The following is a 20,797-nucleotide window of genomic DNA, read 5'->3' on the forward strand; positions in this document are numbered from 1 at the left end:
GGAAACTTAGAATTTAAAAAGCTTGAATCAATGAAAACTATTGAAACAAAATTCATGAGATTTTCTAATCCTCTAACAAACAAAGAAAAAAAACCTTTCTTGGAAAGGTTAAAAACCCCGAAAGTCTCGCTTCTCGGCTCTTGCTTCTCGCTTCTATTGTCTCAAATCTCACATCTAAAATCTAAAAATTGACTCCCTTTCGCATCATCATATCGTTCATCGTTCTCGCCATCATCGGTTTTGCCCTGGTGCCGAGGCTTTCTGTGGATTTGAATCCACGGGAGCGTGAACCGGTACTGACGGTGAGTTTTGGGGTGCCGAGGTCCTCTCCGGATCTGGTCGAAAAGCTAGCGACGTCGCCTTTGGAAGGAGCGCTTTCCCAATTGGCAGATCTCAAAAAGATCAATTCTGTTTCCAATTACGACAGGGGATCGATCACCCTGCGCTTTGACAAGCAGACGGATATGGAATTCAAAAAATTTGAAGTCTCCTCCATCATTCGGCAGGTTTATCCGGGATTGGATCAGAAGGTTTCTTATCCCTTAGTCACCCAAACGGCAGAGCGGATGTCGGACCTCAAAACCCCGATTTTGACCTATTCTGTCAACGGTCCTTTTGCTTCTTTTGAGATCAAAAAAATCGCTGAAGATGTCATCAAAACCTCCCTCAACCGATTTGCCGAGATTGAGGAAATTACCGTCCGTGGAGCAAACGACCTGCAGCTTTTTGTTACTTATGACATCAAAAAGTTGCAGGCTTTCAAACTTTCCAAATCAGATATTGAGTCTGTCATTGCAGGCTCTTTTGGTAGGTCCTTCCCGGGTTCACTCGTCAATAACAGGGGAGAGACGCTTTTTATTCAGGTGGACCGCTCCTTGCAGGACATCAGCCAACTTGAAAACCTTCTTGTCACCACGAGAGAAGGCAAAGAGATTTACCTGAAAGACGTAGCGAGTTTGACTTTGGAGGAAGCCGAACCCAATTCCTTTTACCGCATCAACGGAAACAATTCGGTCACGCTTTCCATCATCAACCGCGACGGGGTCAACAAGGTCCTTTTGGCCAAAAATATCAAAGCCGCCATTGAAAGTACCAAACCTTTGCTTCCGGCAGGATTTGAAGTAAGGCTTGAAAATGACGACACGGAATTCCTTGAGAAGGAACTGAACAAGATCTACAAGCGCTCAGGACTATCGATTTTGATTTTGATTGTGTTTATTTTCCTGATCAACAGGAATTTAAGGTACCTCAGCATTTTATTTTTGGGCATCATCGTCAACCTGAGTATTACCGGTATTATCCTGTACCTCCTGAAAGTGGATATCCATTTGTATTCCTTGGCAGGGCTGACGATTTCTTTTGGGTTGATAGTGGACAATGCGATCATCATGATCGACCACTTGCACAAACATAAAAACAGAAAAGTGTTTGTTGCCCTGCTAGCAGCTTCGCTGACGACGATTGTGGCTTTGTTGATTGTGTTTTTCCTCCCGGAAGACGACAGGAAAAACCTGACCGAATTCTCCGTGGTAGTTACTGTGATGCTAGCAGTTTCCCTTTTGGTTGCGTTGCTTTTCACCCCTGCGATGTATGACCTTTTATTTGGCCATCAGGCACAAAAAGGAAGGGTACTCACTGTCGCCCAACTTCGAAAAAGAGTTAAGGCTTTCGGTGTTTTCAACAGGAGTATCGCATTTATAGCCCATTACAGAAAGACTTTTATTTTCTTACTTCTGCTGCTTTTTGGTTTACCGGTTTTTTTCCTTCCTGCCAAATGGGAGGGTCAGGAATGGTATAACAAAACCGTAGGCTCGACATTGTATCAAGAGGAAATCCGGCCTTATGTGGATAAGGCGCTTGGGGGTTCGCTGCGAATGTTTGTCCGTGGGGTTTTTGAAAAATCATCCTACCGAGAAGCGGAAAAGACACGGCTAAACATTACGGCCCGGCTGCCCTTTGGCAATACCTTGGAGCAAATGGATTTTATCATGCGGGAATTTGAGAAATTTCTCCAAGGTGTGGAGGGCATAGATCAGTTTGTAACCTGGGTTCAATCCGGCCAATACGCCCAAATTACCATCACTTTCAAAGAAGCTTATGAGAAATCGGCTTTACCATACCAACTCAAAGGCCGGCTGTCGGTCAAGTCCACCGATTGGTCAGGGGCGAGTTGGTTAATTTCAGGGGTAGGGCAGGGGTTTTATACAGGCTCGAGTGGAGATGGAATTCCTTCTTTCAGGGTGACTTTGAAAGGCTATAACTACGACGAACTTGAAAGGCAATCGGAGTTGTTAGCAGAAAAACTCCTCCGACACAAAAGGATTCAAACTGTGAATACCAACGAACGCTTGGGTTGGGATGAACAGAAAACAGAAGAATATGTGCTTCGACTCGACCAAAGCAAAATGGTCCTTGGCAATGCAAACCAATACCAGGTTATCAATGCGCTCAATAACGTCTCCCGTCCATCCGGCCCTTCTGCCTACCTCGCTTTGGAAGACAAAAACTATGGTGTTGTGGTCAGAGAAAAGGAATCCTCGAATTATTCCAAGTTTGACTTGGAAGAAAATAGCCTGATCGGTGGGGAAGATCAGGTTTTCAAAGTCAGCAACTTCGGAACCTTGACAAAAGAAACCACTACCAATGCCCTGCACAAAGAAGACCGGCAATATATCCGTTTGTTGGCTTTTGAATACATGGGTTCTCACAAGTTTGGGAATGAATATCTCGATGAAGTATTGACAGAAATGAAAGCCAATATGCCCATCGGCTATACCGCAGAAAAAGAAACCTGGAGTTGGGATTGGAACAAAGCAAAGCGGCAGTATAGCCTGATTTTGGTGTTGGTGGTGGGAATTTTCTTTATCTGTTCGGTGCTTTTTGAGAACCTCAGACAACCCTTTTACATCATTGTCATCATCCCATTTTCGTTTATAGGACTCTTTCTGATATTCTCGCTCTTTGATTTTTACTTCGATCAGGGTGGGTATGCGGCTTTTGTCATGCTCGGTGGCTTGGCAGTCAATGCGGCAATATTTATTGTCAATGACCTCAATAACCGGAATACAGGGCTTTACAACCGGAATGTGCTTAAGGCTGTTGCCGGTAAAGCAGTTCCCATCATGCTGACCATTCTTTCCACCTGCTTTGGCTTGATTCCATTTATCATGGAAGGTCAAAATGAGGTATTCTGGTTCTCCCTCGCCATCGGTACCATCGGAGGATTGGTGTTCAGTATAATAGGGGTATTTGTGGCTTTGCCGGTGTTTTTGTGGAGGAAGAAAGGTTAACATTTCTCGCAAAGACGCAGAGTCGCAAAGAGTTTTTTGTAAACTTTGAATAGGTTCTGTCATATAAATGTACCCTTCCGGCACTAAGAAATATTGATACTCATTTTGTACAAATCCATAATCCCTTCCTTTTTATGAATCTCAAACCCAATTCTATTTTATTCATTTTTTCACTTCTCGTCTTTTCTTATTGCTCCTCAAAGGATGAAACTGTGGCAGATAATCCTCTCGAGCAGCTGGAATTGGAATTGGTGGACTCTCTGACGGTGGGTGAATTGGTTCCTTTGCGTTTGCAGGATTATTCACCGGAGGCGGGGATGTATATCCTGTTTGATTCCAAGTCCCAAAACCCGTTTTTGGTAAATGAAAAGGGTGAAATTCTGAATAAGTTTGACCTGAAAGGAAAAGGCCCAAACGGTACCGGTGGTAACGGTGCTTTTGGCTATAAATTCCTTGACAAAGACAGGTTTGTGGCGCAAGGGGCATTTACGGGTTATTTTATCTATGACCTACAAGGGAATCAGATCCAAAAAGTCGCTAACAATGCGACTGAACTTTGGCGTATCAGCATCTATTCCAACCGGACGACTTTCCATCCTTATGTCGAAAACGGTCAGGACATGATGATTGGGGAGGAACAGAATTTTTTCTCCAATGAAGATTCTGATTTTAAGACTTTGGGTACGGATTATTATGCTAAAATCAGCAACATCTATCGCTATAACCTTGGAACTGAAGAAAATGAAATCCTGGAATCTTTCCCTGAGTCCTGGGAACCAAGACTGAACAAACGTTTTGTAGGACCTGATCTGCCTTTTGTCGCACTTCATGATTCCAAAAAGAAATATGCCTTGCTGCCTTTAGTAGGCAATCAGGCGTTCATTTATGAATTTCAGGAAGGCAAACCAGTAATGACTCAGGATATCAAACTTTCCCACCCTCTCAGACCTGAATCAGCTCCTCTCTTTGATTTAGAGGCAGAAAATCCCGACTCTGAATATCCCAAATTTACCAATGTCCTATTTGCTGGCGATTACCTTATTGCTTCCTTCAGTACCAAAGTTCCTGTTTCAGTGATGACCGAACTCCGTGCCAAGTCGGAAGAATATTACCAATTGCCGGAGTTCAAAGAAGCGATGAAAAAGTATATGAAATACTACCATATTGTAGTCAAAGACGGAAAGCAGATCGGGATCATTGATGAGTTACCTGTTCATGGGGGATTGGAATTTTTGGATGGAAAAGGAATCCTTTATGTCAATGACAATGCCAATCCGGAGGAAGAACGGGATTACAATATTTTCTACAAAGTGAAAATCAGGGAATAAAAAAAACCGGCAGTTTCCCGTCGGTTTTTTAGGATATATATACAGTTGGTTTAGATTCAATGATAACGAAACAAATCCTGTGCCATTGCATTTTCAATTGCCAATCGTAAAAATAAATCCAATTCCCGGTTGGATCATGGTAATGGCTGACCGCTGCGGCGTATAGACAAACTCCCCCTCGCCCTGGTCGGGAAGGTATTCAGTATCCTGTTTTCGGAGAAAATCCACCGGCCCACTGTCGTGGTACAGGACTTTGAACTCAAAATGCCCCATTTCCCTGTTTTTGAAAGGGACTTTGAATCCACCTCCAAAGCGGTAACCCAACACCCAATCACTGAAATCCATCCCTTCTTCAATCGGTTCTTCAAACTGCGATTCCCTGATTTTGTAACGTGTATAGAAATAATTCGCGCCGACCTGCGCTTCCAAAAATGGGATGATCCGCTTTTCACTTTCAAAATTATACCTGAAGATCCCCATAAAAGTCATCAGGTTATTGTTTCGTCTCAGTCTCAGTTCATCGGTAAATCCCGGATAGAGGTCGGTTCTTTTTTCGAGTTCTGTGCCATGTTTTCCGTATCCAAGTCCAAATCCCACCTCAATGGGCTTCATGGGAAACCGGTAATAAAAAGACAGGGTATATTCAGGAAAAACAGATCCATCCATTATTTCCCTCAAATCACCCACAGGTAAACCAAGATTGGCCTGAAAACCTGTTGAGAAATATTGGGCATGGGAAACAGATGCAGAAAAAAGGAAGATAGCAAGAAAGATTATCCGAGTCATACGAGTGTTTTTGGAATTAATACGGAAAGAACCTAATGCAGTTTTAGAATTTTGTTTCAATCCAAGTCTTGGAAAACCTCTTCCAAATCCAAACTAAATCCTTCAATACAAGCTGAACTTACAATATCTCCGGGTGAAAAAAGTCTGGAGGGGACGTATTTTCCTGTAGTCAGCGTATAAATCAACAGCGTCTGTTCGGTGGGTTGGATCACCCAATATTCCTTCACTCCGCTTTCTTCATAGACTTCATATTTGTACTTGAGTTCTTTTCGGTTGGAACCGGGGGAAAGGATCTCGATAATCAAGTCAGGCGCACCGATACAGCCTGCATCATCCAATTTGCTGCGGTCGCAGACCACGCAGATATCGGGCTGCACGACGGTAAAGATATCTTCGTTTCTTTTGGACTTGACAGGAAGCCTTACATCAAAGGGAGCAGTATATACTTCACAGGGTTTGCCTTGAAGGAATTGATAGAGAGCACTTGAAATCTTAAGAGAGACTTTTTGGTGAATTCTTCTAGGAGCAGCTGCTGCGGCAGGTTTAAAAACTTTTCCTTTGATGATTTCCACCATTTCATCCATTTGCCAAGTCAGGTAATCCGCATAGGAATATTTGCCATATTCTGTAGAGGGTTCGCTGACTTTGTTTTCGGTTTCTTCGGTTTTCATAATTCTAATTTAATAAATAAATCGCTGAAATTGATTTTGAAGAATTCCTTAACAACTACAAGAATGACGCAACGCCAATCGTAATTCCCTTATCCGAACATTGGAAAAATATTAAAGAAAAAGGATGACATCACGACAGCACACCTTTAAACTTTATAACCCTTTAACCTTATAACCTTTAAATTTTCCAATCTTCCAATTTTGAAATTTTCCAATCCCCTCAATACTCCACCAAATTCTTCAATTTTTCTTTAAACCTCCCGACCGGTAGAAAATTCTTTTCCAGACTTGGCGCAAAAGGTACAGGGGTATCCAAGCTTCCTTCCCGCATGACAGGGGCATCGAGCATCTCAAAACAGTTTTCTGAAATCCATGCGACTATCTCCGAACCGATTCCCCCTGTGAGGCAATCTTCCTGAAGGAAAATTACTTTTCCGGTTTTCTTGACCGTTTTTTCCACCGCCTCTTTGTCCCAAGGGAGTAAAGTCCGCAAATCCAAAATGTCTGCCGAAACACCCAATTCTTTCACCGCTGTTTTTGCCCAATGAACGCCCATGCCGTAGGTGATGATACTGAGTGTTTCTCCTTCCTCTACCAGGTTGGCTTTACCAATTTGGACGGTATAATAGTCATCAGGAATGGGTTCCGAAATGGAGCGGTAAAGTGCCTTATGCTCAAAATACATATAAGGATTAGGGTCTTCAAAAGCCGCATTCAGCAATCCCTTGGCATCGTATGGATTGGAGGGATAGACGATCTTCAGTCCAGGAGTGTGGAAAAACCAAGCTTCGTTGGATTGGGAATGGAAAGGCCCTGCTGCGACTCCGGCCCCTGTCGGCATGCGGACGACGACATCGGCATTTTGTCCCCATCGGTAATGGATTTTAGCCAAGTTGTTGACGATTTGATTGAATCCCACGGACACAAAATCCGCAAACTGCATTTCTACCATTGACTTATAACCTTTGATGGATAAACCCAAAGCAGCACCGATGATGGCACTTTCGCAGAGCGGGGTATTGCGTACACGGTCGGCGCCGAATCTGTCTTTGAAACCATCCGTAATCTTAAATGCCCCACCATAAGTTCCGATGTCCTGACCCATGAGGATGAGGTTTGGATACTTTTCCATGGATTGGCGGAGGCCGTCGGCGATGGCATCCAAGAAGCGCTTTTCTGTTTTCTGATCTGATTTTGGAGTGATTACTTCTTGCTGAAATGGGGCGTAGATATCCGCCATTTCCTCTGTAGTATCTGCGCTAACTGCTTCTTCGGCAAAGGCAATATCCAATCCTTTATTGATCGCAGCCTTGATTTTTTTGTTGATTTTATCTTTGGCTTCCGGAGTCAATATTCCTGATTCTTCCAAATGCCTCTCGTAATTGTCCACCGGGTCTTTAAGCGCCCATGTTTCCATGAGTTCTTTGGGAACGTATTTGGTACCAGAGGCTTCCTCATGTCCACGCATCCGGAAGGTAATTGCTTCCAATAGGACCGGTCTTGGGTTTTGCCTGATATCTTCCGCTAGTTTTTTGACAGTATCATAGACTGCCAAAACATTGTTTCCATCCACCCGAACAGCCTCCATACCGTACCCGGGGCCTTTTTCGGTAAAATATTTGAAAGCAAACTGCTCTTCACTTGGGGTGGAAAGTCCGTACCCGTTGTGCTCGACGACAAAGATTACCGGGAGTTTCCATACTGCGGCAACATTGAGCCCTTCGTGAAAATCCCCTTCTGAACTTGCGCCATCACCGGTAAAAACCAAGCTGACCTTGTTTTCTTTTGAAAGTTTATGTGCCAAACCAATCCCGTCAGCAATGGCCATCTGTGGCCCGAGGTGGGAAATCATCCCGACGATATGGTGTTCGTTGGTACCAAAGTGAAAGGAACGGTCTCGGCCTTTGGTATAGCCCGATTTTTTACCCTGAAACTGTGCAAAAAGTTTTTCCAAAGGAAGATTTCTACCGGTAAAGATCCCAAGATTTCGGTGCATCGGAAGGATGTATTCATCTTCCTGAAGGGCATTGACTGCGCCGATGGAGATGGCTTCTTGTCCCCAACCGCTAAACCATTTGGAGATTTTTCCCTGACGGAGGAGGATGAGCATTTTTTCTTCAATCCTTCTCGGCATCAACAGAGATTCATATAGATCCAATAAAGTTTTGTCAGAATACTCTTTTCTATCAAAAATCATGGCTTGCGCTTCGGTGCTTGGATTGGGCATAGGGTTTATATTTTGATGCCAAATTAGTTGAATTTAGCTTTCTCCCCAAGGTTTGGACAGAACTTATCTTGTACCAAATTGGGTTATGTTTACTTAAATCCAAATCTTTCATTCAATAAGCAAAGGAGGAAATATTTATGGTAGATATCCTGATCAAAAATATGGTTTGTCCACGCTGTATCATGGCTGTTGAAAATGTCCTGAACCAACAAAAAATTAGGTTTGAAAGGGTAGAACTTGGGAAAGTGAGGTTAAATACCCAAATGGATGAAGTTGCCTACGGGATCTTTGAAACCGAAATTGAAAAACTCGGCTTTGAAATCTTGAAAGACAGAGATGTGCAGCGCATCGAAAAGATCAAAAATCTGTTTACCCTATTGTTTCAAAAGGAGGAAATTCCCTCAGGCTTGAATATTTCAACCTATATCAATTCCCATATCCCGGAAGATTACAGCATGCTGAGTCACCTTTTTAGCAGCATGGAAGGAATTACGATTGAAAAATATTTTATCAGCCTCAAAATCGAAAAAGTAAAGGAGTGGCTTTTTTATGAGGAATTGACCCTTAGTGAAATGGCATACAAACTGGATTACAGTTCCGTGCAGCACCTTTCTTCCCAATTCAAAAAAATCACTGGCATGACGCCGAGTGAGTATAGGAAATTGAGGAAAATGGAGATTTAAGACACAAGACATAAGATCCAAGACATTGGAATTGAAAAGTGCTAAAAGAAATAATGTTAGAGTGAATTCGATTTTGAGAATTCTTCTAAAACGCAACTGGAATCAACTTTGTAACCTTAAAACTTTGTAACCTTTAAACCCTTCATTTTTCAATCTTCCAATTTTGAAATTTTGAAATCCCCCTAAAAACAGCAAAGGCGTCGATTCACATCGACGCCTAAAAGTAATGCAAGGTTAATGAAAAAATTTTCGTTTGCTGTACGACTTCAAAAGTAGAAATAAACCTTTCCCCAAAAGGAAATCAGTCGTTAAGGATACTTTAATTTAAATCGTATTTTACCTTTGAAACTTAATAATTTCATAACCTTCTAATGGACTTTTTGATCAGGAACCTGCCCAAGGAGATCCGAAAATACCAACGGCAAGTTCAGCCCAAACTAGGAAGAAGATGAACAGTATTGCACCGCTGATGAGTATTCTTTCTTGAATCCGTCTGAACCTTCTCAAGACAAATTCGATAGACAATCCTGTGATGAGAAGTAAAATCCCCATAATGGTGAAATCAAAAAAGTCCCAATCTACCTCATCGGTAAATTGCATGGCGACCAAGGGGATGAGTAATAGGAAGATAATCGATGATAGGATCAATGTTAATCTGGTGTTTTTCATGGGTGCTTGAGTTATAAGTGAAATTCATTGGATTAAAAGTACTTTGAAATACAAAGTAATCTGAAATTCAATAAATCACCAAATATTCTGACAATAATTTTATACCTATCGCTCCTCTAATTTTTAAATCTTCCAATTTTCAAATTTTCCAATCCTTCGCCCCAACCTTGCAACCTTAAAACCTTCTAACCTTTTAACTTTAAAACCTTCCAACCTTTTAATTTTTCAACCTTCCAATTTTCCAATCTGTATCCTAACATTGAAACCTTCTAGCTTTAAAACCTTGAAATTTTTCAATTTCCCCTACCTTTGTGCCCAAAGAAGGAAAAGCGTGAAAGCGAGAACATTAAAAAAAGACAAAGTCAACATCATCACCATGGGATGCTCCAAGAATCTTGTTGATTCCGAGGTGCTTTTGACACAATTGAAAGGAAACGGAATCAATGCATTCCATGAATCCGAAAATCAGGACAACAACATCGTCATCATCAATACCTGTGGCTTTATTGACAATGCCAAACAGGAATCTATTGATACGATTCTACAATATGTGGATGCTAAAGAAAGAGGATTGGTAGACAAAGTATATGTAACCGGTTGCCTCTCTCAGCGGTACAAAGACGACCTCGAAAAGGAAATCCCGCAGGTGGATGCCTATTTTGGGACGAGAGATCTTCCTGCTTTGCTCAAAAAATTCAAAGCCGATTACAAACATGAACTTGTGGGGGAGAGGTTGCTGACCCACAATGCCCATTATGCTTACATGAAAATCTCTGAAGGCTGCGACAGGCCTTGTTCATTTTGTGCCATTCCGCTGATGCGTGGAGGACATATTTCAAGACCTATCGAGGAATTGGTGAAAGAAGCCCAACACAAAGCTGCTAACGGAACCAAAGAGCTTTTGCTGATTGCACAGGATTCGACCTATTACGGTTTGGATTTATATAAAAAGAGAAACCTTGCAGACCTGCTCAGAAACCTTTCTGATGTGGAAGGAATCGAATGGATCAGGTTGCATTATGCCTATCCTACCGGTTTTCCGATGGATGTGATCGAAGTGATGAAAGATCGATCCAATATCTGTAATTACCTCGATATCCCGCTTCAACACGGTTCAACGTCGGTGTTGAAAACCATGAGAAGAGGGACGACACGTGAAAAGCAAGAGGAATTGATCCATTCTATCCGCGACATCATCCCTGAAATAGCGATCAGGACAACCCTGATTGCCGGTCATCCGGGAGAAGGCGAAGCCGAGTTTCAGGAGATGGTGGATTTTGTCGAAAGGATGAAATTTGAGCGTTTGGGCGTATTTACCTATTCCCATGAAGAAAATACCCACGCCCACACGATGGAGGATATCATTCCACATGAAGTGAAGCAGTCAAGGGCAAACCAACTGATGGAGATACAGGAGCAGATTTCTTTTGACCTCAATCAGGCCAAAATAGACAAAGAATATAAAGTGTTGGTGGACAAAAAAGAAAACGGATATTTCGTCGGTAGGACAGAATTTGACTCCATCGAGGTGGATAATGAAGTCCTGATCGATGCCTCCAAGCATTATTGCAGGGTAGGGGATTTTGTCAATGTCCGTGTCAGCGACGCCACTGAATTTGATTTGTATGGGGATGTGATCTAAAGTTTTGAGTAAACTGTTTTTACCACAAAAGGCACAGAAGAAATCAATCTTTTGTGCCTTTTGTGGTTATTTGGATTCATTTCAATCCGTTTATTAATGAAACATTAATCCCAAAATTCGAATCAAATTTAAAATCCGTAGTAAATTGGTTGAAAATTAAATCCAATGAAAACCTTTTTAGCCACACTCTTTTTTACTTGCACCATTATGTCAGCTTCTGCCCAACTTACATATGACCTTCAGGGTCATCGAGGCTCTCGGGGATTAATGCCTGAAAATACCATTCCGGCCATGATCAAAGCTTTGGATCTGGGTGCAACCACTTTGGAATTGGACTTGGCAGTAACCAAAGACGGGATTGTCATTGTCTCCCACGAACCTTATATGAACCCTGTGATTTGCCTGACGCCCGAGGGAAATGAAATTGCTGCAGGAGATAAGTCTCACAATATCTATCAGATGGACTTTTCTGAGGTAGTGAAATACGACTGTGGTAGCAAATTCCATTCGGGATTCCCAAAGCAGGTTAAGTTTCATGTCAGCAAACCCAAACTCTCGGATCTGATTGATGTTGTCGAAAAATATGTGGCAGATATGGGATTACCCAAGCCAAATTATAATATCGAGATCAAAAGCAGTCCTGAGGGTGATGGAACTTACCATCCTATACCAAAAGAATTCTCTGATATGGTGTATAAAGTTATTGACGAAAAACTTGATTGGAACAGAGTCAATATCCAATCTTTTGATTTTCGGGTTTTGCAATACATGCATCAGGCTTATCCCAAGGTGACTTTGGCCATGTTGGTCGAAACTGCAGCCAAAGCTACCGAACAGCTTGCTGAGTTGGGATTTCAGCCTCAGATTTATTCTCCTTATTTTATTGCTTTGACCAAAGAGACGGTAGACCAACTCCATCAAAAAGGAATGAAAATCATTCCTTGGACCGTCAATACAACCGAACAGATGGAGCGGTTATTGGAAATGGGAGTGGATGGGATCATTACCGATTATCCAAATCTTGCACCCAAAAGGTAAAAAACAAAAACTTTTCTCAAGATATTTTTTCTGTTGTCTTACTCCTGACAAATGTGATTGGGGGTCAAGTATATATTTGCTTGCTCCCATTTAACTTTCTTTAAATGAGAAATGGGAAAGCTAAAATGATTTCTGTTCCGTATATCTCCAAGATTGGATAATTTGTAACCTGATTCAGATAAAATGAAAATTCTCTTTATAATCGGTCTTTTTCTCTTCAGTCTTTCCTGTGGTTCTTCAGAACTAGGTCAAGCCAATTCCAAAGCACCTTCCCATCAGGCATTCGATGAGTTGCTCAAAAAGCATGTTAGCAAAGATGGGATTGTCAATTACAAGGGGTTTATCCAAGACAAAGCCAAGCTTGACAAATACCTCGATCTCCTTAGCAACAATGCCCCGGACAGGGGGAAATGGTCAAAGGAAGAACAATTGGCCTATTGGATCAATGCTTACAATGCCTTTACATTAAAGCTCATCGTCGATAATTATCCTGTGAAAAGCATCCAGGACTTACACCCCACTGTAAAAATCCCTTTGGTCAATACCGTTTGGCACATCAAATTTTTCAAAATAGGAGGGAAGGAAGCTTCTCTTGATGAGATAGAGCACAAAATCCTGAGGAAGGAATTCGAAGAGCCTAGGATCCATTTTGCAATCAACTGTGCATCTTTCTCTTGTCCACCTTTGTTGAATGAAGCTTTTTTTCCTGAGAAAATTGACCAACAGCTAGATAAGGTGGCAAGAACATTTGTCAATGATACCAAAAGGAATAAAATTACAGCCGATAAGGTTGAGATTTCATCAATTTTTTCTTGGTTCAAAGGCGACTTTACAAAAAATGGAAGCTTAATTGATTACCTTAACCAATATTCCACCATCAAAATCAAACCAAACGCCAAGGTCTCATACCTTGACTACGATTGGTCCCTCAATGAGTAAAGCAAACAGAAATATTGTCATCATCGGAAACGGAATCTCCGGAGTGACCTGTGCCCGGCATATCCGAAAAAAAGATGAATCCGCCCAAATCACTATCATTTCAGGGGAAACGGATCATTTTTTTTCCCGAACCGCGCTCATGTATATCTACATGGGCCACATGAAATATGAGCATACAAAACCTTACGAAGATTGGTTTTGGGAAAAAAACAGGATCAACCTGAAAAGAGCTTGGGTAGAAAAAATCGATTTTGAGGAGAAGGCGCTGATTTTTTCAAATAAAGAATCCATGACTTACGATGTGTTGGTTTTGGCTACTGGCTCAAAGCCAAATAAATTTGGTTGGCCGGGCCAAGACCTGAAAGGCGCACAGGGAATGTATTCTTATCAGGACTTGGAACTTATGGAATCCAATACCAAAGATATCAGCAGGGCGGTCATTGTGGGCGGAGGATTGATCGGGATTGAGATGGCCGAAATGCTGAATAGCAGAAAGATTCCAGTCACATTCTTAGTAAGGGAAAAGAACTTTTGGGACAATATCCTCCCCTTGGAAGAATCCAAAATGATCAACCGCCATATTTTGGAGCACCATATTGACCTGCGACTGGAAACGGAATTGGGGGAAATTATTGGAGATGAATCCGGGAAAGTGAAGGCAATCAAAACCAAAACAGGAGAAAAAATTGATTGTCAGTTTGTAGGATTGACTGTTGGAGTCAGTCCCAATATTGAATTCCTTCGAACCAAACCATTGGAGAGTTCTGAAAATAATAAAACAATACAAACCAACAGAGGCATCATCGTGGACATGTTTTTCAAAACCAATATACCCGACGTCTATGCCATTGGTGACTGTGCTGAATTCCAGGAAGCACCCGCTACAGACAGGAAAAATATCGAACAGGTTTGGTACACAGGAAGGATGCACGGAGAAACACTTGCATTCAACCTGACTTCAGACAAGCCTGTTCCCTACCAACCGGGTGTTTGGTTCAATTCTGCCAAATTCTTTGACATTGAATACCAAACCTATGGTTTTGTACCTCCTGTTTGGCCTGAGGAATATGAAAGTCTGTATTGGGAGGATGAGGGAGGAAAAATTGCAATCCGGTTTTTGTATGGAAAATCGGATATGAAAATCAAAGGAGTGAATGCTTTTGGCTGGAGATTACGGCATGATTATTTTGACAAAGCCATCTCAGAAGGTTGGATGTTTGAAAAGGTTTTAACCCACCTGAACAAAGCAAGCTTCAATCCGGAGTTTTTCAAATCTCATCACAAGGCCGTCTTGGATCATTACAACAATCAAAAAGGGAAATCCCTGAAGGTCCACAAAATGTCTTTTATTCAAAAATTAATCGGGTCAAGAGCATGAAAACCATTCAAAAAATTGGACTTGTAATTTTTGTCTTTGGACTGCTTTTGTTCACTCTCCTCCCTTTTTCCGGTTCTTATCAGTTGGAAAAGGAAACTGTTGAGGTCAACGTCAAAGAAATCCATACTGAAAAGATGGTGGAAGTGCTTTCACCTATGTTTGGAAAAACCTATTCTTCAAATTTTGCTTTTATCAGTGATTTCAAAAGTTATTTCAATACATACAATGACGGTTTAAAAGCAAATCAGGAATGGGATAAAGTGATTTGGGACAATTATGCTTTTCCATTGACCAAGGCTTCGTCTACAGGACCTGTTTCAGAGAATCCATTTTTGTTTTTGGGGATCACCGTTTTGATTGGTCTATTTGGGGCCTTGCTTTACATTCTACCACTCTATCGTGGCCAAACGGAAGGGATCAAAAATGATGGGATTTTCTTTTCCTCGATGAAATCAAAGGGACTTTTGGGAATGATAACCGGCGCCTGGCTGATCCTTTTTTATATCGTGCTTTATTGGTTTCCGGAATACATCACCAACCTTGTCCTGATGGTCGATCCGATCAGCATGGCGCTTTCCGGTAATCCGGCAAGTCAGTGGTTTTTATATGGCTTCATCTATACTTTGGCCATCATCGTGATGGGCATCAGGATGTTTAGAAAATACCGGGGCAATGCCTATCAGACTATAAGAACAACATCAGTCATGTTTTTTCAATTGGCATTTGCTTTTTTACTGCCAGAAATTTTGGTGTTGATGAACATGCCTTGGCATGACTTTAAAAATATTTGGCCTTTGGATTATTCCTTTTTCTACGAATACAGAATAGATGGAATGATCAGTTCCGGCGCTTTGGGAATGTTCATGTTGATTTGGGGGATTATTCTGATTGTGGTTGGGGTTCCATTATTTACTTATTTTTATGGCAAAAGGTGGTATTGTTCTTGGGTTTGTGGCTGTGGGGGATTGGCTGAGACTTTGGGTGACCCTTACCGTCAGCTATCCGACAAAACTGTCAAAGCATGGAAAATTGAGCGCTATCTCATTCACGGCGTTTTGGGTTTTGCAGTGATTTCGACGGCACTGACAATCATTAATTATTTTACCGGATTTGCCCTTTTGGGACAGGCAACAGATCAGCTGCACAGTATTTATGGCTTCGCAATTGGTTCTGCTTTTGCAGGAGTCATAGGAACGGGTTTTTATCCCTTGATGGGTAACAGGGTTTGGTGTAGATTTGGGTGCCCATTGGCAGCATACCTTGGATTGGTGCAGCGCTTCAAATCAAGGTTTCGCATCACTACCAATGGCGGTCAGTGTATCTCCTGCGGCAATTGCTCCACTTATTGCGAAATGGGCATTGACGTCAGATGGTATGCACAAAGGGGCCAAAACATTGTCCGTTCTTCCTGCGTCGGCTGTGGTGTATGTTCCGCAGTTTGTCCAAGGGGAGTGTTAAAACTTGAAAATGGCGATGAGGAGGGCAGAATCAACGAAATGCCCATCATCATCGGAAACAATTCCATCACTGTAAAAGCTTAATGATCTTCATTTATTTCTTTTTGGGAATATACATTCTGGCAATGCTGTTCATCCTTTTTTACAGTTTTGCTCAGGCACATTTGCTATATCATTTTTTTCAATTTAAAAAGAATCCCAATATATCATTGGAACCCGCAGCCAAAGATTTACCTAAAGTGACCGTACAGCTTCCTATCTATAATGAAATGTATGTAGTAGAAAGGTTGATCGATGCAGTTTCCAAATTTCGTTATCCTTCCGACAAAATAGAGATCCAGATATTGGACGACAGTACCGACGAAACTTCCCAGATCATCAGGCGCAAGTTGAAAGAATTTCCTAATGTAAATTTCAAATATTTCCATCGGATAGACCGAAAAGGATTCAAAGCAGGTGCTTTGAGAGAGGGAATGGAAGTGGCTGAGGGTGAATTTATAGCGATTTTTGATGCCGATTTTGTTCCGGATCCAGATTTTATGATGAAGACCATCGGGCATTTTCAGGACGACAAAGTAGGCATGGTACAGACGAGATGGACCCACCTGAATGAAGAATATTCTGTATTGACGCGCTTGCAGGCATTTGCCTTGGATGCACACTTTATGGTGGAACAGATGGGGAGAAACGGGCAGCATGCTTTTATCAATTTCAATGGAACAGGAGGGATCTGGAGGAAAAGCTGTATCCTCGATGCCGGCAATTGGCACGATGATACACTGACAGAAGACCTTGACTTGAGTTACCGGGCTCAGCAAAAAGGATGGAAGTTTATCTATCGACCCGATATCAATTCCCCTGCAGAACTTCCTCCCGTGATGTCGGCGATCAAATCACAGCAATTCAGATGGACCAAAGGCGGGGCCGAATGCGCCGTGAAGCATCTTGGGAATGTGCTTTCTAAAAAGCTTCCGTTCAAAACCAAACTGCATGCCACCGCCCATTTGCTCAATGCGGTGATTTTCATCGCAGTATTATTGGTAAGCCTTAGCAGCATTCCAATTTGGTGGGCTTTTAATCAAGGACTTATTCCTGAAAATTATTTTCAGGGAGCGGCGGTGTTTTTTGTAGGATTTGTGATCATAGCCTTGGTTTATTTCTTTGCCAATTTGAGTTTGGTGGATTATTCATGGAAAGGAATCGGGAGATTTCTTTGGGAGTTGCCCCTGTTTCTGGCTGTATCGATGGGACTTGCTTTGCACAATGCACAGGCAGTTTGGGAAGGATTGACAGGAAAACGGTCACCTTTCATCCGCACTCCAAAATACAATCTGGAGAAAAGTCAAAAATCTTGGACAAAGAATATTTACAATCAGATCAAAATTCCTTTCACAACCTACATCGAAGGGATTTTAGCTGTAATTTTCTTGATAATGGTAATATTATCGATTCGCTTCCAAACCTACGAGATGTTGGTTTTTCACCTAATGCTGACTTTTGGCTATTCTGTGGTTTTCATTGAGTCACTGAAAAGTTATAGGCTAAAATAATCCCGAATTTCAAAATGCCGGTCAGAATTTCCCTTCCAATTTCACCCAAAAATCAATGTCTTTAAATTCAACCCTAAAAGCGCAACATAAACCATTCCCGATTATTGACGTGTTGATTCCGGCCTATAATGAAGAAGGTTCGATCGGAAAAGTCATCCGGGATATTCCCAAGTCAGTGAGGCATGTCATAGTCGTCAACAATAACTCCAAGGACAATACCCGCCAAGTGGCCGAGAAAGCAGGGGCGATTGTTTTGGATGAACGGGTAATGGGTTATGGTAAAGCATGTTTAACAGGAATGTCCTATTTGGCGAATTTGGATGTTGAGCCTGATATCCTGGTTTTTTTGGATGGCGATTACAGTGATTATCCCGAACAGCTGCTGGCTGTCATTGATCCTATATTAAAGCAAGATTATGATATGGTGATAGGTTCAAGGGCTAGGGGAAATAGAGAAAGTGGCTCGATGACTTTGCCGCAGGTATTCGGTAATTGGTTGGCCACTAGTTTGATGAGAGTCATTTACAAAACAGAATATTCCGATTTGGGTCCATTCAGGGCCATCAAATGGGAAAAGTTGAAATCCATAGGTATGGTGGATCAAAACTACGGTTGGACCATCGAGATGCAGATCAAAGCTGCCAAAGCTGGAATGAAAACGACTGAAGTTCCTGTAGATTACCGAAAAAGAATCGGAGTTTCCAAAGTAAGCGGAACCATCAAAGGCGTAATCGGAGCAGGGTATAAGATATTGTGGACGATATGGAGGTATAGGTAGAGTGAAAAAAACACTTTTTTTTTGATAAAATCCTATAAGTTGTGCTAGGGGAATAAGATTTGACTATTTACAATGCTGATTAACGTATTTTATCATGGAATAATTGTTTTATGTTCATATAAATTATGTAATGCTTTATTTTGTATTTAAATAACAAAAAAAAATAACAAAAATTTTTTCAAACTATTTTGTAGTTAAATAGTTGTTCTTACCTTTGTCTTAATATTGCTGATTCTCGATTCAAGCCACAACTTTTCAATATCCAAAGATTCACCCCCTTTTTGAATGTTGTCTTTGCCCCGACATTTAAATTTGGATGGAATTTTAAACTTGGCATAGTCAATCAACTTAGTTTATTACTAATCTTTTCTTTATGGAGCGTATACCAAGTTCCCCACCCCAAATAGCCCCTCTCCCTGAGGAAACAACTAGGCCATTATGGTCTGTCATGATACCCGTCTACAACTGTTCAAGGTTTATCCCTGATGCGGTATTGAGTGTTTTAAATCAAGACCCGGGTGAGGACCAGATGCAGATTGAGGTTGTTGACGATGGGAGTACAGATGGAGATGTGGAAGCTTTGGTGATGAGTTTGGGTAAGGGCAGGGTCAAATATTATAGACAGCCTCAAAATGTGGGAAGTTTAAGAAATTTTGAGACCTGTATCAACAGGGCAAACGGACATTTGGTACATTTATTACACGGAGATGACAGGGTGAAGGATGGCTTTTATAAGAAATTCACCTCACTTTTTGAAGATTATCCTGATGCAGGGGCAGCTTTTTGTGGATATTCAACAATCGATGAACAAGGAAGTAAAATTAAAGATTATAATTTGATCCAATCTAACAAAGGATTAATTACTGATGTTTATCCTAAAATGGCCTCAGGATTACCTGTCCAATATGCAACTATGGTGGTTAAACGAGTTGTATATGAAAGACTTGGAGGATTTTATGGTGTGATTGCCGGAGAAGACTGGGAAATGTGGACTAGGATTGCTGAAAAATATCCAATTGGATATATTCCAGAATTTCTTGGGGAGTATAGAAGGTTTTTGGGTACTATTTCCTGGCCTTTTATTGAGAAAGGCACTTATGCAAAAAGTTTGGCTAAAACGGCACTATTGATTGAGAGTCAACTTCAGGATGATTTAAAGTGGGTAATGAAGAAAACCAAAAAGAAAAGAGCAATTTCATGTGTTAACATAGCAAGTTTTATCTGGAAAGATTCTAGAAACCTAAAAATTGTTTATGAATTAGTAATTGTAGCTTTAAAATTAACTCCAACTTCATCGGATGTTTATGGAAAAATCATTAAATTAAAATGGAGAATATTGAAGGATTCATTTTTTAATTCTAATTCGGATTCCCTGCAAAAAAAGGCACCTCAAATTCATGTAAATCTTGGGTCCGAGAATAATATTTCAAGAATAAATTAAAACAAGATTTTACTTTCATAACCACCTGAAAAAGAGATTATCAAAATGGATAACATATTCCCAAAAAAAGAATCAAAAGATTGGACATTAATCATCAAGCCCAAAACTTCTTGGTTTGATATACAATTTTCTGATATTTGGAGGTACAGGGACTTATTGATGCTTTTTGTCAGGAGGGATTTTGTATCTGCTTACAAGCAGACCATTCTTGGACCTCTTTGGTATGTAATCCAACCCATGTTGACCACGATCATGTTTATTGTTGTTTTTGACAGGGTTGCTGAAATCCCAACGGATGGAGCACCCCCGGCATTATTTTATTTATCGGGATTGGTCATTTGGAATTATTTTTCAACTTGCCTTACTAAGACCTCTGTCACATTCTCTGCAAACTCAGGGATTTTTGGAAAAGTTTATTTCCCGCGATTGATCATGCCGATTTCCAATATCATTTCAGCCCTTATTGGTTTTGGCATCCAGTTGTTGCTTCTTTTTGTGCTGTTGATTTATTTTTATTTTTTTGTTGGGGTTCAAATTTCCCTAAATATTTATATTTTGTTTCTCCCATTCCTTTTATTGTTAGTCGCATCTTTGGGATTGGGATTTGGGATCCTGATTTCTTCTTTGACTACTAAGTACAGAGACTTAGCCAATTTGATAGGTTTTGGTACCCAACTTTTGATGTATGCAACCCCTGTTATTTATCCTCTTTCTTTTTTTGAGGGAAAATATAAAAGCTTAATTATGATAAATCCGCTGACGCCAATTATTGAAATGTTTCGCTATTCCATTTTGGGAGTTGGTGAATTCCAAATCAGCTCAATTCTTTACAGTGTATTTTTTACCATGGTTTCTCTATTTTTAGGTATTTTGATTTTCAATAAAATAGAAAAAAGTTTTATGGATGTAGTCTAATTGAA

16 protein-coding genes are annotated in these 20,797 nt (G+C 41.0%); 12 read left to right on the forward strand and 4 right to left on the reverse strand.

Annotated features, from left to right (window positions below; translation table 11 throughout):
- Positions 1-188 precede the first annotated feature (188 nt).
- Positions 189-3,290, forward strand: coding sequence for an efflux RND transporter permease subunit (locus NK987_RS19480; RefSeq protein ID WP_259265212.1), 3,102 nt, complete (start codon positions 189-191; stop codon positions 3,288-3,290).
- A gap of 134 nt (positions 3,291-3,424) precedes the next feature.
- Positions 3,425-4,618 (forward strand): hypothetical protein, encoded by a 1,194-nt coding sequence (locus NK987_RS19485; RefSeq protein ID WP_259265213.1) that lies wholly within the window; start codon positions 3,425-3,427, stop codon positions 4,616-4,618.
- A 93-nt stretch (positions 4,619-4,711) separates the two neighbouring features.
- On the opposite strand, the gene NK987_RS19490 is transcribed toward NK987_RS19485, so the two are convergent.
- The 3 genes from NK987_RS19490 to NK987_RS19500 form a co-directional block, all read right to left on the reverse strand.
- On the reverse strand, positions 4,712-5,404 hold the full coding sequence (locus tag NK987_RS19490; protein ID WP_259265214.1) for a hypothetical protein: 693 nt from the start codon (positions 5,402-5,404) through the stop codon (positions 4,712-4,714).
- Positions 5,405-5,460: 56 nt separating this feature from the next.
- Positions 5,461-6,075: a Uma2 family endonuclease gene (locus tag NK987_RS19495; RefSeq protein WP_259265215.1), complete on the reverse strand. Its 615-nt coding sequence runs from the start codon at positions 6,073-6,075 to the stop codon at positions 5,461-5,463.
- A gap of 220 nt (positions 6,076-6,295) precedes the next feature.
- Positions 6,296-8,302 (reverse strand): alpha-ketoacid dehydrogenase subunit alpha/beta, encoded by a 2,007-nt coding sequence (locus NK987_RS19500; protein WP_259265216.1) that lies wholly within the window; start codon positions 8,300-8,302, stop codon positions 6,296-6,298.
- Between the two features lie 137 nt (positions 8,303-8,439).
- Here NK987_RS19500 and NK987_RS19505 point away from each other — a divergent pair, with 137 nt between their 5' ends.
- On the forward strand, positions 8,440-8,985 hold the full coding sequence (locus NK987_RS19505) for a helix-turn-helix domain-containing protein (RefSeq protein WP_259265217.1): 546 nt from the start codon (positions 8,440-8,442) through the stop codon (positions 8,983-8,985).
- A 384-nt stretch (positions 8,986-9,369) separates the two neighbouring features.
- On the opposite strand, the gene NK987_RS19510 is transcribed toward NK987_RS19505, so the two are convergent.
- Positions 9,370-9,654 (reverse strand): hypothetical protein, encoded by a 285-nt coding sequence (locus tag NK987_RS19510; protein WP_258424351.1) that lies wholly within the window; start codon positions 9,652-9,654, stop codon positions 9,370-9,372.
- A gap of 331 nt (positions 9,655-9,985) precedes the next feature.
- Here NK987_RS19510 and rimO point away from each other — a divergent pair, with 331 nt between their 5' ends.
- From rimO to NK987_RS19555, 9 genes are all read left to right on the forward strand, one after another.
- Positions 9,986-11,296 (forward strand): 30S ribosomal protein S12 methylthiotransferase RimO, encoded by a 1,311-nt coding sequence (rimO, locus tag NK987_RS19515; RefSeq protein WP_259265218.1) that lies wholly within the window; start codon positions 9,986-9,988, stop codon positions 11,294-11,296.
- Positions 11,297-11,461: 165 nt separating this feature from the next.
- Positions 11,462-12,334: a glycerophosphodiester phosphodiesterase gene (locus NK987_RS19520; RefSeq protein WP_259265219.1), complete on the forward strand. Its 873-nt coding sequence runs from the start codon at positions 11,462-11,464 to the stop codon at positions 12,332-12,334.
- Between the two features lie 183 nt (positions 12,335-12,517).
- On the forward strand, positions 12,518-13,273 hold the full coding sequence (locus tag NK987_RS19525; protein WP_259265220.1) for a DUF547 domain-containing protein: 756 nt from the start codon (positions 12,518-12,520) through the stop codon (positions 13,271-13,273).
- Positions 13,266-14,651 (forward strand): NAD(P)/FAD-dependent oxidoreductase, encoded by a 1,386-nt coding sequence (locus tag NK987_RS19530; RefSeq protein WP_259265221.1) that lies wholly within the window; start codon positions 13,266-13,268, stop codon positions 14,649-14,651. Before NK987_RS19525 ends, NK987_RS19530 begins: the two co-directional genes overlap by 8 nt.
- Positions 14,648-16,192: a 4Fe-4S binding protein gene (locus NK987_RS19535; protein ID WP_259265222.1), complete on the forward strand. Its 1,545-nt coding sequence runs from the start codon at positions 14,648-14,650 to the stop codon at positions 16,190-16,192. The genes NK987_RS19530 and NK987_RS19535 overlap by 4 nt, the downstream gene beginning before the upstream one ends.
- Complete coding sequence (locus NK987_RS19540) at positions 16,192-17,658, forward strand: cellulose synthase family protein (RefSeq protein ID WP_259265223.1); 1,467 nt, start codon at positions 16,192-16,194, stop codon at positions 17,656-17,658. The genes NK987_RS19535 and NK987_RS19540 overlap by 1 nt, the downstream gene beginning before the upstream one ends.
- 55 nt (positions 17,659-17,713) lie before the next feature.
- Positions 17,714-18,436: a glycosyltransferase family 2 protein gene (locus tag NK987_RS19545; protein WP_259265224.1), complete on the forward strand. Its 723-nt coding sequence runs from the start codon at positions 17,714-17,716 to the stop codon at positions 18,434-18,436.
- A gap of 373 nt (positions 18,437-18,809) precedes the next feature.
- A complete protein-coding gene (locus NK987_RS19550) occupies positions 18,810-19,877 on the forward strand; it encodes a glycosyltransferase family 2 protein (protein ID WP_259265225.1) in 1,068 nt (355 codons plus the stop codon).
- 45 nt (positions 19,878-19,922) lie between these two features.
- On the forward strand, positions 19,923-20,792 hold the full coding sequence (locus tag NK987_RS19555; protein WP_259265226.1) for an ABC transporter permease: 870 nt from the start codon (positions 19,923-19,925) through the stop codon (positions 20,790-20,792).
- Positions 20,793-20,797: the final 5 nt, after the last annotated feature.

It is taken from the genome of Aquiflexum gelatinilyticum, from assembly GCF_024813435.1.
GTDB classification, from domain to species: domain Bacteria; phylum Bacteroidota; class Bacteroidia; order Cytophagales; family Cyclobacteriaceae; genus Cognataquiflexum; species Cognataquiflexum gelatinilyticum.

Bases quoted from the DNA above. Each gene is read 5' to 3' on its own strand.
- NK987_RS19485 (WP_259265213.1), top strand. From the start codon at position 3,425: ATGAATCTCAAACCCAATTCTATTTTATTCATTTTTTCACTTCTCGTC.
- NK987_RS19490 (WP_259265214.1), bottom strand. From the start codon at position 5,404: ATGACTCGGATAATCTTTCTTGCTATCTTCCTTTTTTCTGCATCTGTT.
- NK987_RS19495 (WP_259265215.1), bottom strand. From the start codon at position 6,075: ATGAAAACCGAAGAAACCGAAAACAAAGTCAGCGAACCCTCTACAGAA.
- NK987_RS19500 (WP_259265216.1), bottom strand. From the start codon at position 8,302: ATGCCCAATCCAAGCACCGAAGCGCAAGCCATGATTTTTGATAGAAAA.
- NK987_RS19505 (WP_259265217.1), top strand. From the start codon at position 8,440: ATGGTAGATATCCTGATCAAAAATATGGTTTGTCCACGCTGTATCATG.
- NK987_RS19510 (WP_258424351.1), bottom strand. From the start codon at position 9,654: ATGAAAAACACCAGATTAACATTGATCCTATCATCGATTATCTTCCTA.
- NK987_RS19520 (WP_259265219.1), top strand. From the start codon at position 11,462: ATGAAAACCTTTTTAGCCACACTCTTTTTTACTTGCACCATTATGTCA.
- NK987_RS19525 (WP_259265220.1), top strand. From the start codon at position 12,518: ATGAAAATTCTCTTTATAATCGGTCTTTTTCTCTTCAGTCTTTCCTGT.
- NK987_RS19530 (WP_259265221.1), top strand. From the start codon at position 13,266: ATGAGTAAAGCAAACAGAAATATTGTCATCATCGGAAACGGAATCTCC.
- NK987_RS19535 (WP_259265222.1), top strand. From the start codon at position 14,648: ATGAAAACCATTCAAAAAATTGGACTTGTAATTTTTGTCTTTGGACTG.
- NK987_RS19540 (WP_259265223.1), top strand. From the start codon at position 16,192: ATGATCTTCATTTATTTCTTTTTGGGAATATACATTCTGGCAATGCTG.
- NK987_RS19545 (WP_259265224.1), top strand. From the start codon at position 17,714: ATGTCTTTAAATTCAACCCTAAAAGCGCAACATAAACCATTCCCGATT.
- NK987_RS19550 (WP_259265225.1), top strand. From the start codon at position 18,810: ATGGAGCGTATACCAAGTTCCCCACCCCAAATAGCCCCTCTCCCTGAG.
- NK987_RS19555 (WP_259265226.1), top strand. From the start codon at position 19,923: ATGGATAACATATTCCCAAAAAAAGAATCAAAAGATTGGACATTAATC.